Annotated in this window: 22 protein-coding genes and 3 tRNA genes; 13 read left to right on the top strand and 12 right to left on the bottom strand. The window is 49.3% G+C overall.

Annotated elements, in window-relative coordinates; translation table 11 throughout:
- Positions 1 to 31: 31 nt before the first annotated feature.
- A complete protein-coding gene (locus AT705_RS11120; protein ID WP_058796630.1) occupies positions 32 to 220 on the top strand; it encodes a YgaP family membrane protein in 189 nt (62 codons plus the stop codon).
- Positions 221 to 223: 3 nt separating this feature from the next.
- Complete coding sequence (locus AT705_RS11125) at positions 224 to 571, top strand: rhodanese-like domain-containing protein (protein WP_058796631.1); 348 nt, start codon at positions 224 to 226, stop codon at positions 569 to 571.
- On the opposite strand, the gene AT705_RS11130 is transcribed toward AT705_RS11125, so the two are convergent.
- On the bottom strand, positions 556 to 1,059 hold the full coding sequence (locus tag AT705_RS11130; protein ID WP_058796632.1) for a DUF6653 family protein: 504 nt from the start codon (positions 1,057 to 1,059) through the stop codon (positions 556 to 558). The two genes, AT705_RS11125 and AT705_RS11130, sit on opposite strands and share 16 nt — an antisense overlap.
- A gap of 196 nt (positions 1,060 to 1,255) precedes the next feature.
- Between AT705_RS11130 and AT705_RS11135 the strand changes: the two genes are divergently transcribed.
- Positions 1,256 to 3,841 carry a serine hydrolase gene (locus tag AT705_RS11135; RefSeq protein WP_058796633.1) on the top strand — a complete coding sequence of 862 codons (2,586 nt, stop codon included), beginning with the start codon at positions 1,256 to 1,258 and terminating at the stop codon, positions 3,839 to 3,841.
- Here the strand turns inward: AT705_RS11135 and AT705_RS11140 are convergent.
- The 5 genes from AT705_RS11140 to speA form a co-directional block, all read right to left on the bottom strand.
- On the bottom strand, positions 3,838 to 4,656 hold the full coding sequence (locus AT705_RS11140) for a substrate-binding periplasmic protein (RefSeq protein WP_082668974.1): 819 nt from the start codon (positions 4,654 to 4,656) through the stop codon (positions 3,838 to 3,840). The genes AT705_RS11135 and AT705_RS11140 overlap by 4 nt on opposite strands.
- A 109-nt stretch (positions 4,657 to 4,765) precedes the next feature.
- Positions 4,766 to 5,971: a mechanosensitive ion channel family protein gene (locus tag AT705_RS11145; RefSeq protein ID WP_058796634.1), complete on the bottom strand. Its 1,206-nt coding sequence runs from the start codon at positions 5,969 to 5,971 to the stop codon at positions 4,766 to 4,768.
- Positions 5,968 to 6,888: an acetyltransferase gene (locus AT705_RS11150; protein ID WP_058796635.1), complete on the bottom strand. Its 921-nt coding sequence runs from the start codon at positions 6,886 to 6,888 to the stop codon at positions 5,968 to 5,970. Before AT705_RS11150 ends, AT705_RS11145 begins: the two co-directional genes overlap by 4 nt.
- Before the next feature lie 25 nt (positions 6,889 to 6,913).
- Complete coding sequence (locus tag AT705_RS11155; RefSeq protein WP_049863515.1) at positions 6,914 to 7,837, bottom strand: acyltransferase; 924 nt, start codon at positions 7,835 to 7,837, stop codon at positions 6,914 to 6,916.
- Between the two features lie 154 nt (positions 7,838 to 7,991).
- Positions 7,992 to 9,872: a biosynthetic arginine decarboxylase gene (speA, locus tag AT705_RS11160; protein WP_058796636.1), complete on the bottom strand. Its 1,881-nt coding sequence runs from the start codon at positions 9,870 to 9,872 to the stop codon at positions 7,992 to 7,994.
- 239 nt (positions 9,873 to 10,111) lie between these two features.
- Here speA and speE point away from each other — a divergent pair, with 239 nt between their 5' ends.
- Positions 10,112 to 10,978: a polyamine aminopropyltransferase gene (speE, locus tag AT705_RS11165; RefSeq protein ID WP_010386985.1), complete on the top strand. Its 867-nt coding sequence runs from the start codon at positions 10,112 to 10,114 to the stop codon at positions 10,976 to 10,978.
- Positions 10,979 to 11,057: 79 nt separating this feature from the next.
- Here speE and hemE read toward each other — a convergent pair whose 3' ends face one another.
- Entirely contained in the window at positions 11,058 to 12,125 is a 1,068-nt protein-coding gene (hemE, locus tag AT705_RS11170; protein ID WP_058796637.1) for a uroporphyrinogen decarboxylase, read from the bottom strand.
- Positions 12,126 to 12,767: 642 nt separating this feature from the next.
- Between hemE and AT705_RS11175 the strand changes: the two genes are divergently transcribed.
- The gene (locus tag AT705_RS11175; protein ID WP_058796638.1) at positions 12,768 to 13,241 is read left to right on the top strand and encodes an Rsd/AlgQ family anti-sigma factor; all 474 of its coding nucleotides are present in this window, start codon (positions 12,768 to 12,770) and stop codon (positions 13,239 to 13,241) included.
- A 106-nt stretch (positions 13,242 to 13,347) separates the two neighbouring features.
- On the opposite strand, the gene fkpA is transcribed toward AT705_RS11175, so the two are convergent.
- A complete protein-coding gene (fkpA, locus tag AT705_RS11180; protein WP_058796639.1) occupies positions 13,348 to 14,124 on the bottom strand; it encodes an FKBP-type peptidyl-prolyl cis-trans isomerase in 777 nt (258 codons plus the stop codon).
- A 268-nt stretch (positions 14,125 to 14,392) separates the two neighbouring features.
- Here fkpA and AT705_RS11185 point away from each other — a divergent pair, with 268 nt between their 5' ends.
- Positions 14,393 to 15,385, top strand: a complete 993-nt coding sequence (locus AT705_RS11185) for a WD40 repeat domain-containing protein (protein ID WP_058796640.1) — start codon at positions 14,393 to 14,395, stop codon at positions 15,383 to 15,385.
- A gap of 2 nt (positions 15,386 to 15,387) precedes the next feature.
- Positions 15,388 to 15,600, top strand: a complete 213-nt coding sequence (locus tag AT705_RS11190; protein WP_010386991.1) for a SlyX family protein — start codon at positions 15,388 to 15,390, stop codon at positions 15,598 to 15,600.
- Positions 15,601 to 15,633: 33 nt separating this feature from the next.
- Here the strand turns inward: AT705_RS11190 and AT705_RS11195 are convergent, their stop codons facing one another.
- Entirely contained in the window at positions 15,634 to 15,834 is a 201-nt protein-coding gene (locus tag AT705_RS11195; RefSeq protein WP_010386993.1) for a YheV family putative zinc ribbon protein, read from the bottom strand.
- 172 nt (positions 15,835 to 16,006) lie between these two features.
- Between AT705_RS11195 and AT705_RS11200 the strand changes: the two genes are divergently transcribed.
- The 6 genes from AT705_RS11200 to AT705_RS11220 all read left to right on the top strand — a co-directional run bounded on the left by AT705_RS11200 (position 16,007) and on the right by AT705_RS11220 (position 21,440).
- A complete protein-coding gene (locus AT705_RS11200; RefSeq protein ID WP_058796641.1) occupies positions 16,007 to 17,929 on the top strand; it encodes an ATP-binding cassette domain-containing protein in 1,923 nt (640 codons plus the stop codon).
- Positions 17,923 to 18,366, top strand: a complete 444-nt coding sequence (locus AT705_RS11205) for a TIGR02444 family protein (RefSeq protein WP_058796642.1) — start codon at positions 17,923 to 17,925, stop codon at positions 18,364 to 18,366. The genes AT705_RS11200 and AT705_RS11205 overlap by 7 nt, the downstream gene beginning before the upstream one ends.
- Before the next feature lie 118 nt (positions 18,367 to 18,484).
- Positions 18,485 to 18,625: a DUF3149 domain-containing protein gene (locus tag AT705_RS25690; RefSeq protein ID WP_010386996.1), complete on the top strand. Its 141-nt coding sequence runs from the start codon at positions 18,485 to 18,487 to the stop codon at positions 18,623 to 18,625.
- 289 nt (positions 18,626 to 18,914) lie between these two features.
- Positions 18,915 to 19,904 carry a hydrolase gene (locus tag AT705_RS11210; protein WP_058796643.1) on the top strand — a complete coding sequence of 330 codons (990 nt, stop codon included), beginning with the start codon at positions 18,915 to 18,917 and terminating at the stop codon, positions 19,902 to 19,904.
- Between the two features lie 7 nt (positions 19,905 to 19,911).
- Positions 19,912 to 20,157, top strand: a complete 246-nt coding sequence (locus AT705_RS11215) for a YheU family protein (RefSeq protein ID WP_058796644.1) — start codon at positions 19,912 to 19,914, stop codon at positions 20,155 to 20,157.
- Positions 20,158 to 20,255: 98 nt separating this feature from the next.
- Complete coding sequence (locus AT705_RS11220; RefSeq protein WP_058796645.1) at positions 20,256 to 21,440, top strand: dipeptidase; 1,185 nt, start codon at positions 20,256 to 20,258, stop codon at positions 21,438 to 21,440.
- 591 nt (positions 21,441 to 22,031) lie between these two features.
- Here AT705_RS11220 and AT705_RS11225 read toward each other — a convergent pair.
- The 3 genes from AT705_RS11225 to AT705_RS11235 all read right to left on the bottom strand — a co-directional run bounded on the left by AT705_RS11225 (position 22,032) and on the right by AT705_RS11235 (position 22,504).
- Positions 22,032 to 22,108 (bottom strand) — tRNA-Met (locus tag AT705_RS11225).
- Positions 22,109 to 22,229: 121 nt separating this feature from the next.
- A tRNA-Met gene (locus tag AT705_RS11230) sits at positions 22,230 to 22,306 on the bottom strand.
- Positions 22,307 to 22,427: 121 nt separating this feature from the next.
- A tRNA-Met gene (locus tag AT705_RS11235) sits at positions 22,428 to 22,504 on the bottom strand.
- Positions 22,505 to 22,541 lie beyond the last annotated feature (37 nt).

Below are 22,541 nucleotides of genomic sequence, written 5' to 3' on the forward strand. Positions count from 1 at the left end.
TGCCATATACTTGAGTTCAGGAGGTACACTTATGAGACTGGAAGCCGCTATCAGATTGATCGCCGGCAGTATGCTGATACTGTCATTGTTACTGACCTGGTTTATGGATCCACGCTGGGTGTGGTTGAGTGTGTTTATCGCATTGAACCTGATCCAATCCGCCTTTACCGGCTGGCGCCCGATGATGACCTTGCTCAAAAAACTTGGAATGGAGAATTAAGCGATGCTGACATCCCCACAGGACATTTTAAAAACCGTCAGGCCTAATCAACGTTGTATCAGCGCGCAGCAGGCCAAAGCAGAAATAGCCACCAATCAGGGCTTATTAATTGACGTGCGCGAGCCTCAGGAACATCAGGAAAAAGCTGCCCCGGGGGCACTGAATATTCCCCGTGGCGTGCTGGAGTTTCAGTTACCCTCTGTGGAAAAAGACCCAAGCAGACCTTTGTACTTGCACTGTGCCGTGGGCGGCCGGGCGGTATTTGCCGCAGAGCAACTCACCCGCATTGGCTACCAGAATGTCAGCGTGATCACCTGTAAAGTCGATGAGGTGTGTCAGGTCTTTGCCTGACGTGCCGCCAGCTCGGCATCTGAGCGGGCAACACTCTGATACAGCCAGACCATACGGTCAAGAAACCAGGTTTTGCTCAGGATCACGCCCAATGCGCCGACGCTGGTGCTGATGGCTTCCTGAAACCACAGGCCAACACCACATACCAGGGTACTCAGCGTTAGCAGTGCCATGATGATTTTAATCACCTGATAATGCACCAGTGGCACCCGCTCCAGCTGATAGATTAAGATCTGCTCACCCAATACGGCTTGTGATGCCCAATTATGGGTATCTCTGGGTTTGCTGAAACACCTGGGATTCAGCCACACCCAAAGTAACAACACCACCAACAGCGGCCAAAAAGCCACCCCCAGCCAGTCACGCCACCACAGGCACGCAATCAACAAAGGCAAACAAGAATAACGACTCCAGACACTCCAGGGGTTGGCATGGCGCGCCCAGACTTCTTCTCTCATAGCGAAATACTTCGCAACAGTTCGTTGCATCACTTCACCTCATACGCTCAGTTTAGTTCTCCACCAGTGTAGCCAGAGTCGGCGTTACCCTCTGTTTAAAAATGTCAATGACCGGGTACATTTTCTGACCCTTTGGCGCAACTCGCTTACAGCGCCAAGACACCTCAGCCCCTACACTGGCAACACAACAACACCGTATTTGGGTTATTCAGTTAAGGACACAATCATGTTCAAAGGCTTTTCTCTGCTCACCTCAGGATTGATTATCAGCGCTGTGCTCAGTGGCTGCGGCGATAGCAAGGATCATCGCGGGGCATTACAAAAGCACCTAGGGGTCTGGCAGAAAACCGCCTATGGTGAAGTACTCGATATCAGCGCAGATCGCATGCAACGTTATGAATTTAATACTCATGCTTGTATCAAAGTGGCACAGCGTGCCCTGCCACTGAGCTCAGATAGTGAGATAACCCAGGCTCAGCTCAGGAACACAGAGCAGCTGCAACTCACTTATGCGGGCGAAGTCTATCCGCATATCTATGACCCGCAGACGTCACTCCCCGGTGTCTGTCAGTCGCCCTTATCCGTTGATACACAAGCCAACCCTACAGAAGTGTTTGAATACTTCTGGCACGCATTTAACGATTATTACGCCTTTTTTGCCTTGCGCGATATGGACTGGCAAACACAGTACAACCTCTATCGTCCACAGATCCATGATGCGATGTCTGACGATGCTTTGTTTGAGACGTTAACAGAAATGATTGCCCCCCTTGCCGATGGTCATGTGTCGGTTGCCAGCACACCTGGCCACCCCTATTTTGCGATGAAAGATGCGCCTATTTTGCGTGCAGCGCGAGGCACAGCCAGCTACTACCTACGCTATAACATGCAATTGACCGATGAACAGGTCTTTTCAGAGCTGGTTCTGGACTCACTGCAAGTCACTCAGCGATACCTGGTACCTGGCAGTATGGGCAGCTTTCCGGCTGAGCAAGAAGAAAAAACCTTGCTATGGGGTAAGACCAAAGACAACATCGGAGTACTGGTGATCAATAACCTCGCGCGCTTCAGCAGCGACGCAAAGGCTAGTGAAACTGAGCATCTCGACGCAGCCAATGTGCTGATTGATGGCATTATGGCAGCGCTGGCCGACACCGAGGGACTGATCCTGGACATTCGCAACAACACTGGCGGCGACGATGCCATTGCTCTGGCGATTGCCTCCCGCTTCAATACCAGTAAACGCCTGGCATTTAATAAACAGGCTCTGAACCAGGCGGGCCAGGGGGTGTTACTCAGCCAGTCTTTGCAAACTCACCCCAATGCGTATACCAAACCCATTTATTTACTCACCAGCCAGCTGACCATCAGCGCTGGCGAAATTCTGGCTATGGCCATGATGCATCTGCCACACGTGACCTTACTCGGAGAAGCAACATCTGGCGTCTTGTCGGATAAGCGCTTTTTCACCTTGCCCAATGGCTGGCAGATATCCCTCTCGAATGAAGTCTACCGGGATGCACAGGGCACTTTGTATGAGCAACGTGGGATCCAGCCTGATATCACAGTACCTGCATTTTCCATGCATGCACTCGAAAGTGGCCGGTTTGAAAGCTATGATCACGCATTGACTTTACTGGGTAAAGACCCCAATCCTCAACTAACCATTGGAGAATTTGAACGCCAGCTCAGAGCGCTTCAGCAACAGGGTAATATTCCCGCCGTGGCCGTTAATATTATTCACGACGGCCAGTCGGTCTATCAACAGGGGTTTGGCCATGCGGATGAGCAAGGCACGGCGGTTAACGCACATAGCCGCTTCTATCTGGGTTCGGTGAGTAAAACACTGCTGGGGGCGACTCTGGCCCAGGCCGTTGAGCGACAACAGGTTGATCTCGATGCGCCTGTGGAGCGTTACCTGAATTTCTCTATCGATTTTGGCGTACCGTTGGCTCAGCCCATTACGTTACGGCAGCTGATCACCCACACCAGCGGCATCATGGACCGCGATGCCATCTATCGCTGTAATTACTTTGTACATACCGATGGCAGCAGTTTATACAACCGCTTCAGCCAGGAGAGCGCATGTGAGGAACCAGCAGACACCAACCTCGACCGTTTCTTCACCGCTTACCTGACACAACCCGGCAGCCACTATCACACTGACAATTTTATTAGCCGCTTTGCTCTGCGCAATAATGAGGCCGCCGTATACACCAATATCGGTGCCGCACTGGCAGCCTATGTCACTGAGCAGGCAAGCGGACAAACCCTACCTGAGTTAACCCAGGACTATGTCTTCACCCCACTGGCGATGCAGCGCAGTGAATGGGGCATTGCCCAGCCAACCAAACCTGTGGTGCCACGTTACATTCATCACCCGGACACACAGCAGCTGATGCCTTTACCTGATTATGGCAACATCACCTACAGTGAAGGCGGTGCCATTTCTACCGCACACGATCTGGGCAATTTTCTGATTGCCTCCATGCAACAGGGCAAACTCAATGGAGAACAGCGTATCCCGGCACGTGCCGTAGCGGCCATGCTGGCGCCACAAACCGATGTCCCAAGCATCTCGGTAGAGCGAGGTTTCTTCTGGGGGCTGGATGGTGACAAAATCTACCACAGCGGGGAGGATCCGGGCGTGCTTACCCAGGTATATGGAGATATGCGCCATCAACGTGGCTTTGTGCTGCTGACCAATGCGGATTCAGGAAATGATACCAGTGCCCAGGCCTATGACGACATAGCACAGCTGGTACTGGCATTCAGTTACGGCATCATGAAGGAGCCGCATACCGCGCCTTAAAAGGTATTTTTTGGTGTACTCCCCGTCTCTTCTGATAACAGCTGAGGCGGGATAGCTGGTAATTGATAAGGCGCTACCAGCTTGTCCAGGACTTTGTTTTTTGCCATCCGCTGCATATGTTCAGTGAACTCACGCCCCACATGGCTTTGTGCAAATGCACGACTCATCGCCATGTGCCCATAGATCACCTGAGTATGGCGATAGTCCATTTTTCTCAGCTGATGCGCGGGCTGAGCAAGCACATTCATGGCCAGATCGGCCGTATCCTCGACGGCAATCACGAGATCGACCCGCCCTTTTAGCACCAGATCTACAGCAATACGTTCCGAAGGCACTTCAACCTTGTCGAGCCGACTGTCCTGATCAAAACGAGGGAAAAATGCAGCACCGCGCATCACCGCGATCCGCTTACCGATGAGATCTTCATAGCGACGTACTTCAATCTGACTATGCTGATGGCCGTAAAAAACAAAGGAAGAAGACAAAGCCATATAGGGGGGAGTCACAAATGCCATTTGACGCTCACGGTCAGGCGTTCTGATCAGCCCGCCCATCACGTCGACTTCCCCCTGTGCCAGCATACGAATACACCGAGAAAAAGGACAAGGCACGGCTTTGACAGCGATGTCTTCATCACTGTGGTGTTTAATGTAATTAAGAATATCGAGAATTAACCCACGTGCGTTCCCCTTGTCATCGAGGGCACTGTAAGGGGGAGCGTGGTCGATCGCTACCAGAATTTGTTCATGGTCTGCCAAGGCCTGTTTGATTGAACACAAGCTCATCACCAGCATGATTGCTACAAAATACTTCATTGCACTACCTACCTCTTGGGCAACTCAGCAACCTAACTCGTCTCCATGTCACAAATATGTCATAAAAAGATAAAGTCTGAATCGTTAAGATAACACAAGGATTTGCAGCTTACTCTGGTTTTTTGTGATTTATTTCGTTTTGATGACTTGAAATAACCTGGTAGGGTCGCAGCCCAAAATATGGCATCACCGTCAAGACGTGGTCCAGTACATCAGCCTGTAAATGTTCATACTGCACCCAACGTTTATCCCGGCTGAAACAATACAACTCTACCGGCAAACCATACTGTGTCGGTGCCAGCTCTCGTACCATACAAAGACAATCCGAATTTACCTGGGGATGTGCTTTGAGGTAGGTTTCGGCATAACGGCGAAACACAGAGACATTGCTCCAACGCTGCACAGTGGAGTCTTGTAAAAGCGCAGCCACATCCGGTAACGCCTGACTGAGCGCGGTCACTTCATCCTGGCTCAGTAAGCGAATAGAATCAAAATCAAGGTATATTGCCCGCTTGATCCGCCGCCCATTGGACTCTTGCATGGCGCGCCAGTTTTTAAACGAATCCGAGATAATTTTATAGGTTGGAATTGTTGTGACCGTGTTATCCCAGTTGCGCACGCGCACTGTGTTCAGGCCAACTTCAATGACCTCACCGTCTGCACCAAATGCATCCACCTGGATCCAGTCACCCGTCGCCAGCAAGCGGTTGGCTGCAATTTGAATACTGGCCACCAGCCCCAGAATGGTGTCCTTAAACACCAACAGCGTGACCGCCGCGATGGCACCAAACCCGGACAGAATATACGTGGGCGATTTATCTATCGCCAGGCTGATCACCAAAATGGCACAAACAATAAAAATCAGTAACTTGCTTACCTGCACTAAGCTCTGAATCGGCACACTTTTGGCAAATGGTTGCTGGTCATAAATCGCGTTCGCAATGTTGACCAGGCTACTTAGCAAAAAGCCAATACTGATGATCAGAAGCCCCTGAGAAACCACACTCATTGCATTGAATAGGCCTTGTGGTGCTAGAAACAAGGCTTCTTTAAAGGCGATAAACAACAGCGTACACACCACCATCGAAAAGCGACCGCTGAATTTGCTCAGCTGGGGTGCCAAAAAACCGATTTTAGAATTGGAGTAGGCGCTCAGAAACTGCTGAACCCGAGGCAGGAGCCATTGACGGATCAACCAAAACACCAGCAGCAATATCACCAGAGCCAGTATGTTGGTACTCCATATCAGCAATCCACTGTGTGACGATGCGCCAAGCCAGGGCGTGAGTGCTTCACTGAGGTGTGTCACTTTCATAGCTGTTTTACCTCTTCGCCACACACAGCTCCCCGAGCTTGCTGCTGTTCCCAGTAAGCTATCAGCTGTGCGTCTTTGTCCAGCCACAGCTGATTAAGGTAAGCCTGAAAAGCAATCCGGTATTGTTTGTCCGTCTGATAGTTACCCTGAGGGACGGATCCCAGAGACAACAGCTGGATCCGCACGTCAATGCGTTGCAACTTACCACACATAAAGCTCCGGCAAATGTGCTGATCCGGACTTTGATAAATGACGGTGGTATCAAGCAGGCCATCCAGCTGCTGTGCCAACACCTCTAAGGCAAACGCAACGCCGCCAGCCTTGGGCTTAAGCAAGTAGTGAAAAGCCCCACCCTGACGTTGATGTTTCTGCGCGGTAAAGCGCGTGCCTTCCACGAAGTTGATCACGGTTGTAGGGTGCTGTCTAAAGTGACGACAACTGTGCTGGGTTCGCTCAACATCCATGCCTTTGAGCTTGGGATTTTTGGCAATTTTCGCCTTGCTTGCTCGTTTCATAAAAGGCATACCCAGTGCCCAGGCACCGGTGCCGATCAGAGGCACGTATTTGAGTTCATCTTTAAGAAAAAACTTCGGAGCAGGCAGTCTGTCGAGCGCACTCAGCACCACGATATCTAACCAGCTGATATGGTTGGCAACCAGTAAATACCAGGCCTGATTACTCATGTGCTCAGGTAAACTGAGTGTGATGTCAGGACAGCCCAACTGGAGCCCGACACGATTGCCCCGGCACCAGCCTCTATAGGCCCAGTGTAAGAGGTCTGATACACCTCGTAGTGGCAACACGCATTTCACCAGCCCCAGCGCAAACACGACAATCCCCCAAAAGAGCGTATTCGCCAGTAGTATCGCCGTCGCGGTTGCCCCCGCTAGCCAGGCTGGTAAAAACTTTCTCAACATGCCACCTCCTTAACCAACTGCTCTATCAGGACTGTTGCGACTTTTCATGATGTTCGGCAGCTACCTCGGCACTGCCATGGCGCGCAACGAAATCGACCAACTGTTGGTCTTTTTGTCCCCATAACCGATTCAGCTCGCTTTGGAAGCGCACTCTGAACTCATTGTCATTGCTGTAATCGCCAATCAGGTCTGCACTCACCGGCATCAGTTCAACCTGTACATTGACCTCGCCTACACGACCCGCAACAAAGTCCATAAAACTGGGGACTCCCTGCGGATAATGAAGGGTGACATTCACTACCTGGTTGATCTGCTCTCCCATTGCCTGCATCACAAACGCGATCCCCCCGGCTTTGGGTTTTAGCAAATGTTGAAACGGACTGCGCTGCTGTGCGTGTTTTTGTTCGGTAAAACGCGTCCCTTCCACAAAATTCACAATACTGACAGGCATGGTTTTAAATTTCTCACACGCCTTGCGGGTCGTTTCCACGTCTTTACCGCGCAGCTTAGGGTTTTTCTTCAACTGACTTTTACTGGTGCGCTTCATAAACGGGAAATCCAGCGCCCACCAGGCCAACCCAAGCACAGGTACGTAGAGTAATTCTTTTTTCAGAAAAAAGTTCAGAAAGGGAATTTTACGATGTAATACCCGTTGCAAGATCAAAATATCGACCCAGCTTTGGTGATTGGCGATCACCAGATACCAATCTTTGGCTTTCATCGTCTCTGGCATTGACACATTGAGACGAAACGGTGAAATAACAGACTGGTTAAGATTGTTACCGGCAACCCATAAACTGGCGCACCCTTTGGCGATACGACTGGCCACTTTTTGCAGTGGTGCAATAGGCAATAGTTTGATCACACCCATCAGAAAAATGGGGATAAACCAGACCAGTGTATTAATAACGTATAACAATAAGCCCAGCACCTGGCGGATTAGCGACATGCAATGTTCCTTTACTACGACTGAAGATGATCTGTATGCCAGTGCACTCAGACCATATGATTAGAATAACGAACTAGCCCTATTACATCATACCGGGGCCTTGGCTGCCAAGCATCGTTAGACAGCCCGTGGTGACTTAAAGATCGCGTAACGCTTAGTCTTCGAAATAGGTATAACCGCTGAGTCCGGCGTGTAACTGCGCCAGATAATCGGCTTTCGTTGCTTCATCAACCTGAAGGGCGGAGATTTGCGTGGTAAAGTTTTCCGCCAGCGCCGCTTTGTCATAATGGACAAACCTCAGCACGTCCTCAACACTGTCACCTTTAATGGCATTACTCAGCTCGTACCCTGTCTGGGTGAGTTCAACGTGAACTGAATCCGTATCGCCGAACAGGTTATGTAAATCGCCCAGAATCTCCTGATAAGCGCCTACCATAAACATCGCAATATGGTACTGCTCACCCGGCTGATAGGGCGGAATAGGCAAGCTGGACTCAATCCCAACACCTTCCACATATTCGCGGATCTGGCCATCTGAATCACAGGTGATATCCTGGATCACTGCACGCTGAGTGAGCGGCTGATCCAGTGCCGCAATGGGCATCACCGGAAACAGTTGCTGGATCCCCCAGACATCCGGCAGAGACTGAAATAGCGAGAAATTGACAAACAATTTATCAGCCAGCTTTTCATTGAGTTCATCCAGCACCTCACGGTGCGAACGCGAATGCACATTCAGACACTCTCGCACTCGTTGCAGGGTGGTAAAATAAAGTTGCTCAATTTGCGCCCACTGCTGCATATCTATCAGGCCATGGACATATTGATCATGACCATCACCAAACAGATGCATTGCATCATGGTATGTTTCTATTGCGAGTCTGGGCGTCAGTCGTTGCAGTGACAACCATAACTCCTGCTGGATATGATGTGCAGAAGGCATTGGGGCGCTCGGCGAGGTCTGAAAAGGCGCTTGCTCTACATCAATCACGTCGGTGATCAGTACAGCATGGTGTGCCGTCAGTGCCCGGCCAGATTCGGTAATAATATCAGGATGACGCAGCTCATGCTGCTCAGCCACTTCGGCAAAAGCCCCTACCACATTACGGGCATATTCAGCGACAGTGTAGTTCATTGAGCACGCACTGCGAGAGCCCGACCCTTCGTAATCCACCCCCAGGCCACCACCCACATCAACCGTTTTTAGTGGTACACCCAGCTGTGACAGCTCTGCATAATGACGGGCACATTCACGCAGTGCACGCTGAATATCACGGATGTTGGCGATCTGCGAGCCAATATGGAAATGCACCAGCTGCATCAGATGCAGTTTACCCTGAGCGGTGAGCTTGTCTACCACGCTCAGTACCTGACTGGCTGTCAGACCAAACTTGCCTTTTTCACCACCAGTATTTTGCCACTTCCCTTTGCCAATGGAGTTCAGACGGATACGAATACCTATGGTGGGCTCAATGCCCAACACCGCGATCTCCTTCAGCAAAGTATCCAGCTCAGACAGCTTCTCAATGACGATGTGCACTTTATGCCCCATGGCCTGGCCTATCATCGCCAGACGCAGAAACTCGCTGTCTTTATAGCCATTACATACTATAGTGATGGGGTCTTTGGCAACCCCTAAAATAGCCATAAGCTCAGGTTTAGAGCCCGCTTCCAGGCCAACCAGGCCACTCGGGTGTGCCAGTAATTTACTCACCACGGAGCGCTGCTGATTCACTTTGATGGGGTAAACACAGGTATACTTCCCTTGATAGGATTTTGCTGCTGTCGCGTGTGAAAAAGCCTGTGTCATGGTTTCAACGCGACTATTCAAAATATCGGTAAACCGCACCAGCACCGGCAAGGTCAGGCCTTGCTCTTTAAAACGCTCGGTTAATTCAACCAGAGAAATGGCCGGTTTTGCCCGATCGCCATCGGGATAGGCGACCAGCTCACCCTGATCATTAATGTCAAAATACCCTTCACTCCAGTGAGTAACGTTATAAGTGGCTCGTGCGGTTTGCAAACCCCAGGTCATGGCAATCTCAATTAACTAGCTTTACAGATCGCATATTTTAATACTTAAGGCCAAGATGTGACAATCTTTTGCCACCCGATGTGTAAAAGGCAGGCATGATTTATCTGTTATGCCGGTAGCCTGAGCCGACCTGCGGTATTTTGTCCCTAACCGAGTCGGTGTTTATACGCTAAAATAGATTGAGCTGGGGCGAAAGCGCTGGCAAAATCTCTGAAAATTACATCTGCATGAAGGCAACAATGTCAAATTTAGAAGCAAACCGCTGGTTTACTGAGATCAGCGACCGTGATGGTAGCGCGTTCTCATTACGCGTCACTCGTAAACTAGACGAGATCCAGTCACCATTTCAGAATGTTGAAATGTATGAGACCACAGATTTTGGCAATCTGATGATCATTGACGGCTGTACTATGGTCAGCACCCGGGAGAACTTTTTCTATCATGAAATGATGAGCCACCCGGCTTTGTTTTCTCACCCGGCCCCTAAAAATGTCGTGATCATCGGTGGTGGTGATTGTGGCACACTGCGCGAAGTGCTTAAGCATCCGGATGTAGAAACCGTGACCCAAATCGACATTGACGAAGTCGTTACGCAAATGTCGCTAAAATATTTTCCAGAGCTCTGTGCCTCGAATGACGACCCGCGTGCAACCGTCATGTTTGACGATGGCATCAAGTATATGCACGACGCTGCACCTGAGTCAGTCGATGTGGTTATTGTAGATGGCACCGATCCGGTGGGACCAGGCGAAGGTCTGTTCAATCATGCATTTTATACCAGCTGCCTCAAAGCACTGCGCCCAGGCGGTATTTTAGTGCAGCAAAGTGAGTCTCCTCTGATGCACATGAACCTGCTCAAAGCCATGCGTCAGGCAATGCTGGACGTGGGGTTTGTGGACCTGCAAACGCTGCCTTTCCCACAGCCTATCTACCCGAGCGGCTTGTGGTCGGCGACACTGGCACGTAAAGGGGAATCGTTTAACGGCTTCCGTGAGCAAGATGCCGAGCAGGCCAGCTTTGAAACTGAGTATTACAACACCGGCGTACACAAAGGAGCACTGGCAACCCCTGGTTTTATGCGTCGCGCTTTTGAAAGTCAGGACTAATACCCGGTCATCACGGAATCCTTTTCATAAAAAAACCCGGCAACAGCCGGGTTTTTTATTAATTACATCAAGCTATCAGTTAATCCTGATGGTACTGACGGCTAAACTCATGCACTGCATTGATAAACACGCCGGCATTTTCCGGATCCACATCTGGGGTAATACCATGCCCCAGGTTGAACACATGCCCCGACCCCTGACCATAGCCAGACAGAATGTGCTGTACTTCTTCGCGAATACGCTCTGGCGTACCATGCAACATAGACGGATCCATATTGCCCTGCAAAGCGACTTTATCACCAACACGGCGTCTGGCATCTGCAATATCAATTGTCCAGTCAAGGCCAACCGCATCACAACCCGTTGCCGCGATGGCTTCAATCCACTGACCACCATTTTTGGTAAAGAGTGTGACCGGCACTTTGCGACCATCATTTTCACGGATCAGACCGTCAACGATCTTGTGCATATATTGCAACGAAAATTCTTTGTAATCACGCGGGCTCAGTACGCCACCCCATGAGTCAAAAATCATCAGCGACTGAGCACCCGCTTTAACCTGAGCGTTCAGATAATCAATAACCGAGTCTGCAACTTTGTCCAGTAACAAGTGCAACATCTTAGGCTCAGCAAAGGCCATCTTCTTGATCTTACCGAAGGTCTTGCTGCTGCCGCCTTCAATCATGTAAGTCGCCAGTGTCCAGGGTGAACCCGAGAATCCGATCAGTGGCACTTCACCTTTTAATTCACGGCGAATGGTGCTCACAGCATTCATCACATAACCCAGCTCATCGGTTGGGTCCAGCTTAGTCAGTTTTTGTACATCGCTTAGCGAGCTGATTGGACGCTCAAACTTAGGCCCTTCACCGGTTTCAAAATACAAGCCCAGACCCATCGCATCAGGGATTGTCAGGATATCGCTGAATAAGATCGCCGCATCAAGCGGGTAACGACGCAACGGCTGAAGCGTAACTTCACATGCCAACTCTGCGTTCTTACACAGGCTCATAAAGTCTCCGGCCTGCGCTCGGGTCGCTCGGTATTCAGGAAGATAGCGACCTGCCTGACGCATCATCCAAACGGGCGTAACATCTACGGGTTGTTTCATCAACGCGCGCAGGTAACGATCATTTTTCAACTCGCTCATAGCGTAATTTCATTCCAATACTGTAAAAATTGCTCAGATTGTATCATTAACTTCAATACGCCACTATTGAAACAGCACGCAAATTCCCACCAGCATGATCTGGATTAATCCTCCCACCCTCAACTGGTCATTTTTCATTCGAAAAGCACAAAGTTAAAACCCTTTTACTTCAACGCATTACAAACCAGATTAAAAACACACGATTAAACTGTTTGCAACAAGGGTAAAAGCTTGCTATAAATTTGCTGCGCTAAGAAGAATAAAAACACCTTTAAAACCAATAAAAATAAAGCTCTATTGCTAAACTGCATTGATAGCCGCTCAGGAATACCCCCTGAAGCGGCTTTTTTGTTTAACTAATTTTCAACATTTCAAGCAAGCCCCCCTGCTGTTTATGCAATCTGCTCGTAAACAAGAGTTATTCCCGCACCTACATCAGAAACACACCCTATTATTTACTCACTTGACTAAAAAAGAGGTTGACCTTTTCATCAGATTTCCTTTTTATAGGAGACAGATAAACATAATCGGCATCACCGCTTTTTGGTGGTCACTATCGAAGTTTTGACCCCGTTTTGGGTCACACTGTGCCGATGTTTTTGGCAAGCCACGGGCAGATGATGACCCGCTAAGGAGATAACTATGCTGTCACGCTTAGAACAAGCCCAACAAAGGTGGGGAGGTAGCCATAGCGTTATCGACAACTGGTTAGCTGAACGACAGGAACTTTTGCTGCTGTATTGTAAGGTCGCAGGCCTGTCTCCGTTTGAGCAGGATGACCAGGCACTGCCTGATCAGTTACAAATTCAGACTTTTTGTCAAATCCTGATGGATTACCTGTCCGCCGGGCACTTTGAGATTTACGACAATCTGGTCGCAGCGTGTAAAGAGAAGGGCCCACAAAGCCTGAAACTGGCGCAGTCATTGTACCCTCGGATCACTGACACGACCGATCTAGCACTGGACTTTAACGACAAATACGCAGAAATGCAGTCGGAAACACTGATGACAGACTTTGACAAAGATCTGTCGGAGCTCGGTGAAGCTCTTGAATTACGCTTCGCACTCGAAGATGAGCTCATCGATAACCTCTATGCCAACCACAGCGAAGATTAATATCAGCTGTGTTTGACCTCGAAGATTGATATAAAAAAAGGACCTTACGGTCCTTTTTTATATCTGCTTTCAGTTGCCTCACCTTTAGATGAGGCATCAGCAGGCATTACTCTGAGTCGTGCGCGTGGTCGTGGCCGTGCTCTTTCTCTTCCTGGATTTCCAGCAGCTCTACTTCGAAAACCAAGGTAGAGTTAGCAGGGATTTTACCCAGGTTACGCTCTCCGTAGCCCAGTTCTGAAGGAATCGTGAACTTGTACTTAGAGCCAACCGCCATCAGCTGCAGCCCTTCAGTCCAACCCGCAATAACCTGGTTCAGTGGGAAAGTCGCAGGCTGGTTACGTGCATATGAGCTGTCGAACTCAGAACCGTCAAGCAAAGTGCCTTTGTAGTGTACTTTCACGATGTCAGTTGCAACTGGCTTTTTACCTTCACCTTCGCTCAGTACTTCATACTGCAGACCCGAGTCAGTGACGTTTACGCCATCTTTCTTCGCGTTTTCAGCCAGGTACTCAGCACCTTCAACTTTGTTCTTCTCAGCATCAGCTTGTGCTTTCGCCGTTTGCTTTTCACGTACAGAAGAATCTAATGCAGTCAGTACTTCACGAATTTTCGCTTCGTCCAGTTTTGCATTACCATCTAGTGCGTCTTTAAAACCGCGCATGATCAGTGCCTGATCCAGTTCAATACCCAGTTCTTTTTTATCTGCCATATCTTTTTGCAAGAAGTTACCAACGGAAGCACCGATACCATAAGCTTGCTGTTGAACTTCAGTCTCCAACTTTACTTCTGCAACTTGCGCTGTTTTTTCTTCTGCTTTTTGGTTACAAGCGGTCAGTGCCAGAACCGAGGCAGCCACTAAAGATAACTTAATTGTGTGTTTCATGTTTTCTCTCCGACAAACCCAGGCTCAGAGTCAAATATCACTATCCTGGTTGGGTGTCTTTGTTAAAATTATATTAATCTTAAAAAAGGGTGGATGTCACATTACCATCCGTAGCGCATAAAGCCAAATTTCTCTTTTTGACGCAAAATTCATTTCGAGATCGGCGACATTGATGTACCGATAGGCTAATATCAGTTTTGTGGCCTCTACAAATTACCCATTAGTCTACTCGGTGCAAATCATGGAGTTAAGAGGAAATACCGATTTTATGCCCAAATTTTTACGGCACAACGCTCAAACTGCTTTAATTATCATCGCATCCCTGTTATCTGGTTGTTCAACAGACAGCTCAGATGCCCTGCTGACCGTTGAACATGCCGCGCGTGGTGCATTTGCCGCGGCTATTTCACACGACGGGCGTTACAGTTTAGTGTCATCCATCGAACACGGTGTGGTTTTATGGGATAACACCACCCATGGTTTAAAATATCAATGGTCCCAGTCCCAACAAGCGAATGAACTGGTGCACTCTCTGGCCATTGCCCATGATAACTCCAGCGCCGTCACCGCAGCCAACGATCGCTTTGCAATCTGGCGCTTGTCCGATGGACAAAATATTGGCTATTACCAGATTGAACAAGGCACCATTCGCGACATCGCAATCAGCAACGCAGGCCGCTATGTCTTATATGGACGCAGCGACAATGTGGTTGTGCATCTCGACTTAGAAAGCGGCAGGCGCATAGAGTTCCTTGGCCACCAAGAAAAAATTAACAGTATTGCGCTATCACCCAATGGCCACTTTGCATTAACCGGCGCAAATGATTACAGCGCCTACTTTTGGGATACCCGAACCGGCCAGGTTATCCATAGATTCAATCATCCCAGCCGGGTTACCAAAGTCGCCCTGGATCCCCAGGGACGCTACGCGTTCACGGCAGACAGTATGAAAAAGGCCAGCATCTGGCAACTCACATCAGGTGAAATCAAAGCGCAATTACAGTATATTGCGCGGCAGAAAATATTCAGTGCCGTACGCTTTAATCAGGATGGACAGTTCATTGCAACTGGCTCGCCAAACAGACAACTGACCCTGTGGCAGGTTGAAAGTGGTGAAAAACTAGCGACCTGGCGCGTCAAGCCACGCGAGGGAAGCCGACCTAAGTCTGCTGTTGTTTTTGACGTAGCGTTTACCGGAGATGATGAAACCCTGCTGACAGAGAGCTCCAGCGGCCTGTTAGAACAATTTGCAAGAGAGTAACCATGACAGACCTCGAAGATCGCATTAACGAACTGGAAGCCAAGGTGGCGTTTCAGGACGAAACCATAGAGATTTTAAACAACGAACTGAGTGCGCATCAGGCACGTCTGGCAATAATGCAGCGGCAAATTGAGTTACTGGCAGAAAAAATCAAAGAAGGCAAAGATCCGGGCATGATGCCCCAGCATCAGGAGCCGCCTCCACCACATTATTGACCCGACTACGGAGCCGAACCATTTGGGCTCCGATTATTCTGGCCTGAATACCCCAATAACCTGCTCAAACTGGCGTGTTGAGGCCTGAACAGCTTCTTTCGGCTGTGTCATGATGTGACCACACTTCACACATTCCACCTTTTCCACGTCATGCTCTTTGTACAACATCATGACATCAGCTTCGTGACACTCAGGACAAGATGCCCCTGCAATAAAGCGCTTTTTCTTTCTCACCTTTAGTTACCTCAGGTTAGCTGATCCGTAAACGGTTCAGTTGACGATTCATATCACGGGCTGCACGCCCAGGCCGACTATTTTATCCTATATTCTGCGCTGTTGATACGCTTGGAGTGTCCGTGGGGATCCGTGTTATGATGGGCGCATTAGTAAACAGTGATGTAACGGTATGATCCAGCTTTCGAATATTGAACTTATGCGCGGTGGTAAAACGCTGCTTAAAAATGCCAGCGCCACCTTATTTCCACAGCACAAAGTGGGCCTAGTCGGCGCCAATGGGTGTGGCAAATCCTCCTTGTTTGCGTTGCTCAAATCAGAATTACATCTAGATGCGGGCGAACTACAAATCCCGAAAGACTGGTCCATTGCATCCGTAAAGCAGGAAACGCCCGCACTGGCTGTCAGTGCGCTGGAATACGTGCTACAGGGTCACCCTGAATATTATGCACTGCGCAGTGCACTGCACAGAGCCGAGGCATCGGGCGACGGTGCCGAGCAGGCTCGCCTGCATCAGCAGATAGAAGTGGTTGGTGGCTACTCAATAGAAGCCAAAGCAGGTGAGTTATTACATGGTCTGGGTTTTAGTAATGCACAGCTTAGCGATGCGGTCAGTGCCTTTTCTGGTGGCTGGCGAATGCGTCTGAACCTCGCCCAGGCATTGATCCGTGATGCCGACCTGTTACTGCTGGATGAGCCGACCAACCACCTTGACCTCGATGCGGTCTACTGGCTCGAACGTTTCTTAAAAGCCTATCAGGGCACTCTGGTCCTGATCTCACACGATCGGGAGTTTCTCGATGCGGTGGTCGATCAAATCTGGCACGTGGACCAACAACAGCTCAACATTTATAAAGGCCACTACTCCCAGTTTGAACGCCAAAAGGCCGAGCGCATGGCGCAGCAACAGGCCTTATACGAAAAACAACAAGCCACCATTGCCCACCTGGAGCAATTTATCACCCGGTTTAAAGCCAAAGCGAGTAAAGCCAAACAAGCTCAAAGCCGGGTTAAGGCCCTGGAGCGCATGGAAAAGCTGGCGCCCGCCCATGCTGATTCACCGTTTAGCTTTGAGTTTAGCAACCCCGATAGCATGCCTAACCCGCTGATGACACTAGATCAGGCCCAGGCCGGATATGGTGATGTGACTATCTTACACAAGATCAAACTCAATCTGGTGCCGGGTAGTCGTATTGCCCTGCTGGGCCGCAATGGTGCGGGTAAGTCTACGCTAATTAAACTGCTTGCCGGAGAACTGTCACCGCAAGCGGGCGAGGTATTTCAGCATCAGGGGCTAAAGATTGGCTATTTCGCCCAACATCAATTGGAATCGCTCGACCTGTCTGCCAGCGCGGTTACCCACATACAGCGTCTCGACCCACAAGCCAGTGAGCAGTCACTACGCGATTTTCTGGGTGGCTTCGCCTTTAACGGCGACAAAGCCCTGGAGCCGGTCAAGCCTTTCTCTGGGGGCGAAAAAGCACGTCTGGTGCTCGCCATGCTGGTATATCAAAAACCGAACCTGTTACTGCTGGATGAGCCAACGAACCACCTGGATCTCGAAATGCGTCATGCGCTGGTGATGGCATTGCAAGGTTTTGAAGGGGCTATGGTCACCGTATCGCACGATCGCCATATGCTTAAACATACGGCAGATGAGTATTACCTGGTCGATCAAGGTGAAGTGAGTGCCTTTGGTTATGACTTAGATGCCTACTACCAGTGGCTACTTAACGCCAATAAAGAAACCGCGCGCAAAGACAGCAACGAAGACAAGGCCCACTCAAGTGTTAATCGAAAAGAACAGAAGCGTCTGGAGGCGGAGTTCCGCAAGGCCGTACAACCTCTGAAAAAATCGATCGACAAACTGGAGAAAGAGCTCGATAAACTCAGCGCTGCACTTGGAGAAGTTGAAACGGCATTGTCTGATAACGATCTGTACTCTGAGCAAAATAAAGGGAAACTTAGTGAGTTGCTGGCCCAACAAGCCAAACTCACACCGCAGTTAAACGATACCGAAGAGGCGCTGCTTATGGCTCTCGAAGAGCTCGAAGAAAAACAGACCCATTTCGAGCAAAGTGGCGAGATATGCTAGACGCTGCAGATTTCTGGACTTATGCCTGCACGCAATATGCGCGTGCAGGCATGCAGGATGCCCTGCTCACACTGCAAGATACTGAACACAAAAACGTAAACCTGATTTTACTGTTGATGTACCTGGACGCACATGATCTGTCACTTAATGTAGCGCAGGTTCAGGCATTACAAGCGCTGTGTGATGCATTTGACCGCACCGTTTTGCATCCCCAGCGTCAAATACGCCGCATCTTGAAGCAGCAACATCAGCACTATAAGGCGTATGCTGAGCTGCGCCAGCACATGCTCAATGCTGAACTGGCCCAGGAAAAGTACCAGCAAGCGATGCTTATTGACTACCTCAATCAACAAACACCACAGCAAAACCCGCACCCAAATAACCTGACACACTACCTGAGTCCCACCCAAAGGCTCACTATCCCCGCAAAAACATGATCGGGATCAAGCAATTTACCGAGTCCTGTATAGGGCTCCCGGAAACTTGATCTTGATCATATCTGCGCTGTACATGCTCGACTAAGATTACTCCATCGACAAATCAGGAGGCACAGACATGAACGTATTCTTCAGAGACTTTTTTACTGACCCAGTGTTATTTCTCTCTTTCGGCATCTTGGGCGTGGTAATCGTACTGTGTTGTTTCTACGTCTACTACTTCATCAAGAAAGTGCAAGAAGCAGAAGTACCTGAGTAAATCGTCGACACTCTTTTATGTTATTCGAAACATGTTGTTGAAACGTTAAGCAATTAGTTCCCGTTCTAGAATTAAGCACGACGCACAAAGCACCTTATCAGCCCAGCTGATCGGGTGCTTTTTATCTTTCGAACATTCTTTTGGTTATTTCCCGCAGTTTGATACACTGATGGCATTTTCAGGCTCATCATCCCCCGCTTTTTGATTGGCGTCACACGATGCGATTTTCCATTTGGGTGCATACATGAGCCTCACCGTCGCAGAGGCATTTACAGGAAATACAAACCACATGTTAAAGCCGTCAGAGTTAACCTTTCAACCCGCCTGGTGGATGCGTAACCGTCACCTGCAAACCATTTTGCCCCGTCTGTTCAGGCCAACCCTGAAAGCCGATGTGCGCTACGAGCATCTCGAGACACCCGACAATGACTTTTTAGAGCTGGCCTGGGCGAATAAGGGGAATCAACAAGCCCCACTGGTTGTCGTGCTGCACGGACTTGAAGGTAACATCAATAGTTTTTATGCCAAAGGGCTGCTACGGGCACTCACCACAGCCGGATTGGACGCCGTACTGATGCACTTTCGCAACTGCTCACGCCAGGTGAACCGTCAGCCCCGGGCCTACCACAGCGGCGAAACCGGTGATCTGGCATTTTTACTGCAAACCCTCAAGCAACGCTTTGTTGATCGTCCCTTGTACGCAGTGGGATTCTCACTGGGCGGCAATGTACTGGCCAAATATCTTGGAGAACAAGGTCATGACAGCCAGCTGGATGGGGCCGCGGTGATCTCTGCACCCTACCACTTGTCTTCTTCCTGCCAGGTGATCCGCAAGAGCTGTTTTAAACTGTATCAAAAATACCTGCTTGATCGCATGAAGCGCTCCTTCTCACGTAAGTTTGATCAAATAGAAGGGGCACTCCAGATCGGCCGAGATGAGATTCAGCAGATCCGTGATCTGTGGCAATTTGATGAGCGGATCACCGCGCCATTACATGGTTTTAAGGGCGCAGAAGATTACTACGCCAAAGCCAGTGCGCAACCCTATCTGAAGCAGATCACCACCCCAACCCTGCTGATCCATGCCGCCGATGATCCCATGCTGTCGACCCGCGCGATCCCAACTCAGACTCAGATCAGCGATCAGATTACGCTGGCAGTGTCGCCACAAGGGGGCCATGTCGGCTTTATTGCCGGACGCAATCCTTTCAAGCCCGTTTTCTGGCTTGAACAAATTGTCCCTGCTTATTTGCATTCACTACTAAATCATCGAGTTTAAATAAATTATGATCATTCCATATCAGCAACTGGATCCCGCCACGCTAAGCAACCTGATTGAGCATTATGTGCTGCGTGAAGGCACCGACTATGGTGACAGTGAAATCAGTACAGAGCGTAAAGTCGAGCAGGTTCACGCTCAGCTTAAGTCAGGAGAAGCCTTGTTGGTTTATTCCGAATTGCATGAATCCGTCAACATTGTCTCAAAAGTCCAATTTCAGGCGATGCAGACCGAGGAATACAACTACGACTAATTTCGGTCAGTCCCACGGGCTAACCGACAGAATGGATTGTAGATAAACGCCAACTTGCTACAATCGACACACACTACAAAGAATAATAAGGTCAATCCATGAAGTTACCCGCTACACTCTGCGCCCTGGCTTTAAGCCTGTCGAATGCCTACGCCAGTGATATTAAGGTATCTGAGCGCGCCCACCGGATCGCTCAGCAGAACCTGCTGATAGACACACACATCGACGTCCCTTATCGTCTCAAGGAGCACTGGGAAGATGTCACTAAGGCCACGAAAAGCGGCGACTTTGATTACCCCCGTGCCGTGCAGGGTGGCCTGAACGCCCCCTTTATGTCGATATATATTCCTGCAAACCTGGAGTTTGAAGGCAAAGGTAAAAGCTACCAACTGGCGAACCAGCTAATAGATGGCATGGAAGCGCTAGCGCAGCGCGCACCAGATAAATTTGCCATGGCCTACAATACCAAAGATATCCTTCGTCAATTTCGAGAAAAGAAAATCTCGGTTGCAATGGGCATGGAGAACGGCTCCCCCATTGAAGGTGATATAAATAACCTGAAGCACTTCTTTGACAGAGGTGTACGATATATCACTCTGGCTCACTCACAAAGCAACCACATTTCTGACTCGTCATACGACATTCGCCGTAAATGGAAGGGCCTGAGCCCATTTGGTAAAAAGCTTGTCGTGGAAATGAATAAGATTGGCATGCTGATTGATGTCTCACATATTTCTGATGCAGCCTTCTATCAAGTGATGGAGTTGTCTAAAGTCCCAGTGATTGCATCACATTCCTCATTGCGTAAATACACCCCAGGATTTGAGCGCAATATGGATGACGATATGCTCAAAGCCCTGAAAAAGAATGGCGGCGTCATTCAAATTAACTTTGGTTCAAGCTTTGTCACAGCCAGCTCGCGCAGTTGGTACGACCAACGTAATGAAGCGGAAGCGCAAGCAACCAGCCAGGGTAAAAGTAAAACCGATTTCAGAGCGGCATATCGTGCGAAAAATCCGTTCCCATACGCCACTTTGGAGCAAGTCCTCGATCACATTGATCATGTCGTAGAACTCATTGGTATCGACCATGTGGGAATTGGCTCCGATTATGATGGTGTGGGTGATTCATTGCCTATCGGATTAAAAGACGTCTCTACTTATCCTAACCTGGTACAGGGTCTGTTGGATCGCAACTACACCGAAGGACAGATCAAGAAAATATTGGGTGGCAATACCCTACGCGTATGGCGCCATGCAGAAGAATACGCAAAACAGTTTTAACCTGCAGTGAGAAGTGACTATGCCACTTCTCCTTCTTCTTGCCAAGTTCGTTCTATCCCTCTATCTCAACAGCCTTTTTGAACTGCCCCAACTCAGCTCAGCTCAGCGCTATCCTAATTGACGAACAAACAGCCTGAGGGAGCCAGACAGAGAAACATTGACATGACAGTAATATAACTGAGCAAGCGCATTGATAGTCAGAGTAATGAGATAAAAAGTAAGAGAATAAGATTAAATTGAATATTAAATGGGTAGTAACGAGAGGGATTAGATATAAAGTTACAGAAAAATAAGAAGAGCGAACAGATGACTTCCGGTGTTGCCACTTAAAAATACTTACGGGAGATCTTGGAATTATGGAAAGTGAACCGATGACCTTCGGCGTTACCACTTAGAAAGTGGTTGAGGAGCCCTTGAATTATGAAGAGCGAACCGACGACCTTCGTCGTTACCACTCAGAAAGTGGTTGAGGAGCCCTTGAATTATGAAGAGCGAACCGACGACCTTCGTCGTTACCACTCAGAAAGTGGTTGAGGAGCCCTTGAATTATGAAGAGCGAACCGACGACCTTCGTCGTTACCACTCAGAAAGTGGTTGCGGGAGCCGGATTTGAACCGACGACCTTCGGGTTATGAGCCCGACGAGCTACCAGGCTGCTCCATCCCGCGCCTGTATGTTCAACGTTTTACTTCTGTTGAAAGAAGTAGTAACCACTTCAGAAAGTAGTTTCGGGAGCCCTTGATTTATGAAGAGCGAACCGACGACCTTCGGTCGTTACCACTTAGGAAGTGGTTGCGGGAGCCGGATTTGAACCGACGACCTTCGGGTTATGAGCCCGACGAGCTACCAGGCTGCTCCATCCCGCGCCTGTATGTTCAACGTTTTACTTCTGTTGAGAGAAGTAGTAACCACTTAGAAAGTGGTTGCGGGAGCCCTTGATTTATGAAGAGCGAACCGACGACCTTCGGTCGTTACCACTTAAAAAGTTGGTTGCGGGAGCCGGATTTGAACCGACGACCTTCGGGTTATGAGCCCGACGAGCTACCAGGCTGCTCCATCCCGCGCCTGTATTTTCAACGTTTTACTTCTGTTGAGAGAAGC

It is taken from the genome of Pseudoalteromonas rubra, assembly GCF_001482385.1.
GTDB classification, from domain to species: Bacteria; Pseudomonadota; Gammaproteobacteria; order Enterobacterales; family Alteromonadaceae; genus Pseudoalteromonas; species Pseudoalteromonas ardens.

Coding starts and splice junctions, on each gene's coding strand:
- AT705_RS11145 (WP_058796634.1), bottom strand. CDS start 5,971: ATGAAAGTGACACACCTCAGTGAAGCACTCACGCCCTGGCTTGGCGCA.
- AT705_RS11210 (WP_058796643.1), top strand. CDS start 18,915: ATGTTAAAGCCGTCAGAGTTAACCTTTCAACCCGCCTGGTGGATGCGT.
- AT705_RS25690 (WP_010386996.1), top strand. CDS start 18,485: ATGAACGTATTCTTCAGAGACTTTTTTACTGACCCAGTGTTATTTCTC.
- AT705_RS11135 (WP_058796633.1), top strand. CDS start 1,256: ATGTTCAAAGGCTTTTCTCTGCTCACCTCAGGATTGATTATCAGCGCT.
- AT705_RS11190 (WP_010386991.1), top strand. CDS start 15,388: ATGACAGACCTCGAAGATCGCATTAACGAACTGGAAGCCAAGGTGGCG.
- fkpA (WP_058796639.1), bottom strand. CDS start 14,124: ATGAAACACACAATTAAGTTATCTTTAGTGGCTGCCTCGGTTCTGGCA.
- AT705_RS11205 (WP_058796642.1), top strand. CDS start 17,923: ATGCTAGACGCTGCAGATTTCTGGACTTATGCCTGCACGCAATATGCG.
- AT705_RS11200 (WP_058796641.1), top strand. CDS start 16,007: ATGATCCAGCTTTCGAATATTGAACTTATGCGCGGTGGTAAAACGCTG.
- AT705_RS11140 (WP_082668974.1), bottom strand. CDS start 4,656: ATGAAGTATTTTGTAGCAATCATGCTGGTGATGAGCTTGTGTTCAATC.
- AT705_RS11120 (WP_058796630.1), top strand. CDS start 32: ATGAGACTGGAAGCCGCTATCAGATTGATCGCCGGCAGTATGCTGATA.
- AT705_RS11215 (WP_058796644.1), top strand. CDS start 19,912: ATGATCATTCCATATCAGCAACTGGATCCCGCCACGCTAAGCAACCTG.
- AT705_RS11150 (WP_058796635.1), bottom strand. CDS start 6,888: ATGTTGAGAAAGTTTTTACCAGCCTGGCTAGCGGGGGCAACCGCGACG.
- speE (WP_010386985.1), top strand. CDS start 10,112: ATGTCAAATTTAGAAGCAAACCGCTGGTTTACTGAGATCAGCGACCGT.
- AT705_RS11185 (WP_058796640.1), top strand. CDS start 14,393: ATGCCCAAATTTTTACGGCACAACGCTCAAACTGCTTTAATTATCATC.
- hemE (WP_058796637.1), bottom strand. CDS start 12,125: ATGAGCGAGTTGAAAAATGATCGTTACCTGCGCGCGTTGATGAAACAA.
- AT705_RS11155 (WP_049863515.1), bottom strand. CDS start 7,837: ATGTCGCTAATCCGCCAGGTGCTGGGCTTATTGTTATACGTTATTAAT.
- AT705_RS11175 (WP_058796638.1), top strand. CDS start 12,768: ATGCTGTCACGCTTAGAACAAGCCCAACAAAGGTGGGGAGGTAGCCAT.
- AT705_RS11130 (WP_058796632.1), bottom strand. CDS start 1,059: ATGCAACGAACTGTTGCGAAGTATTTCGCTATGAGAGAAGAAGTCTGG.
- AT705_RS11220 (WP_058796645.1), top strand. CDS start 20,256: ATGAAGTTACCCGCTACACTCTGCGCCCTGGCTTTAAGCCTGTCGAAT.
- AT705_RS11125 (WP_058796631.1), top strand. CDS start 224: ATGCTGACATCCCCACAGGACATTTTAAAAACCGTCAGGCCTAATCAA.
- speA (WP_058796636.1), bottom strand. CDS start 9,872: ATGACCTGGGGTTTGCAAACCGCACGAGCCACTTATAACGTTACTCAC.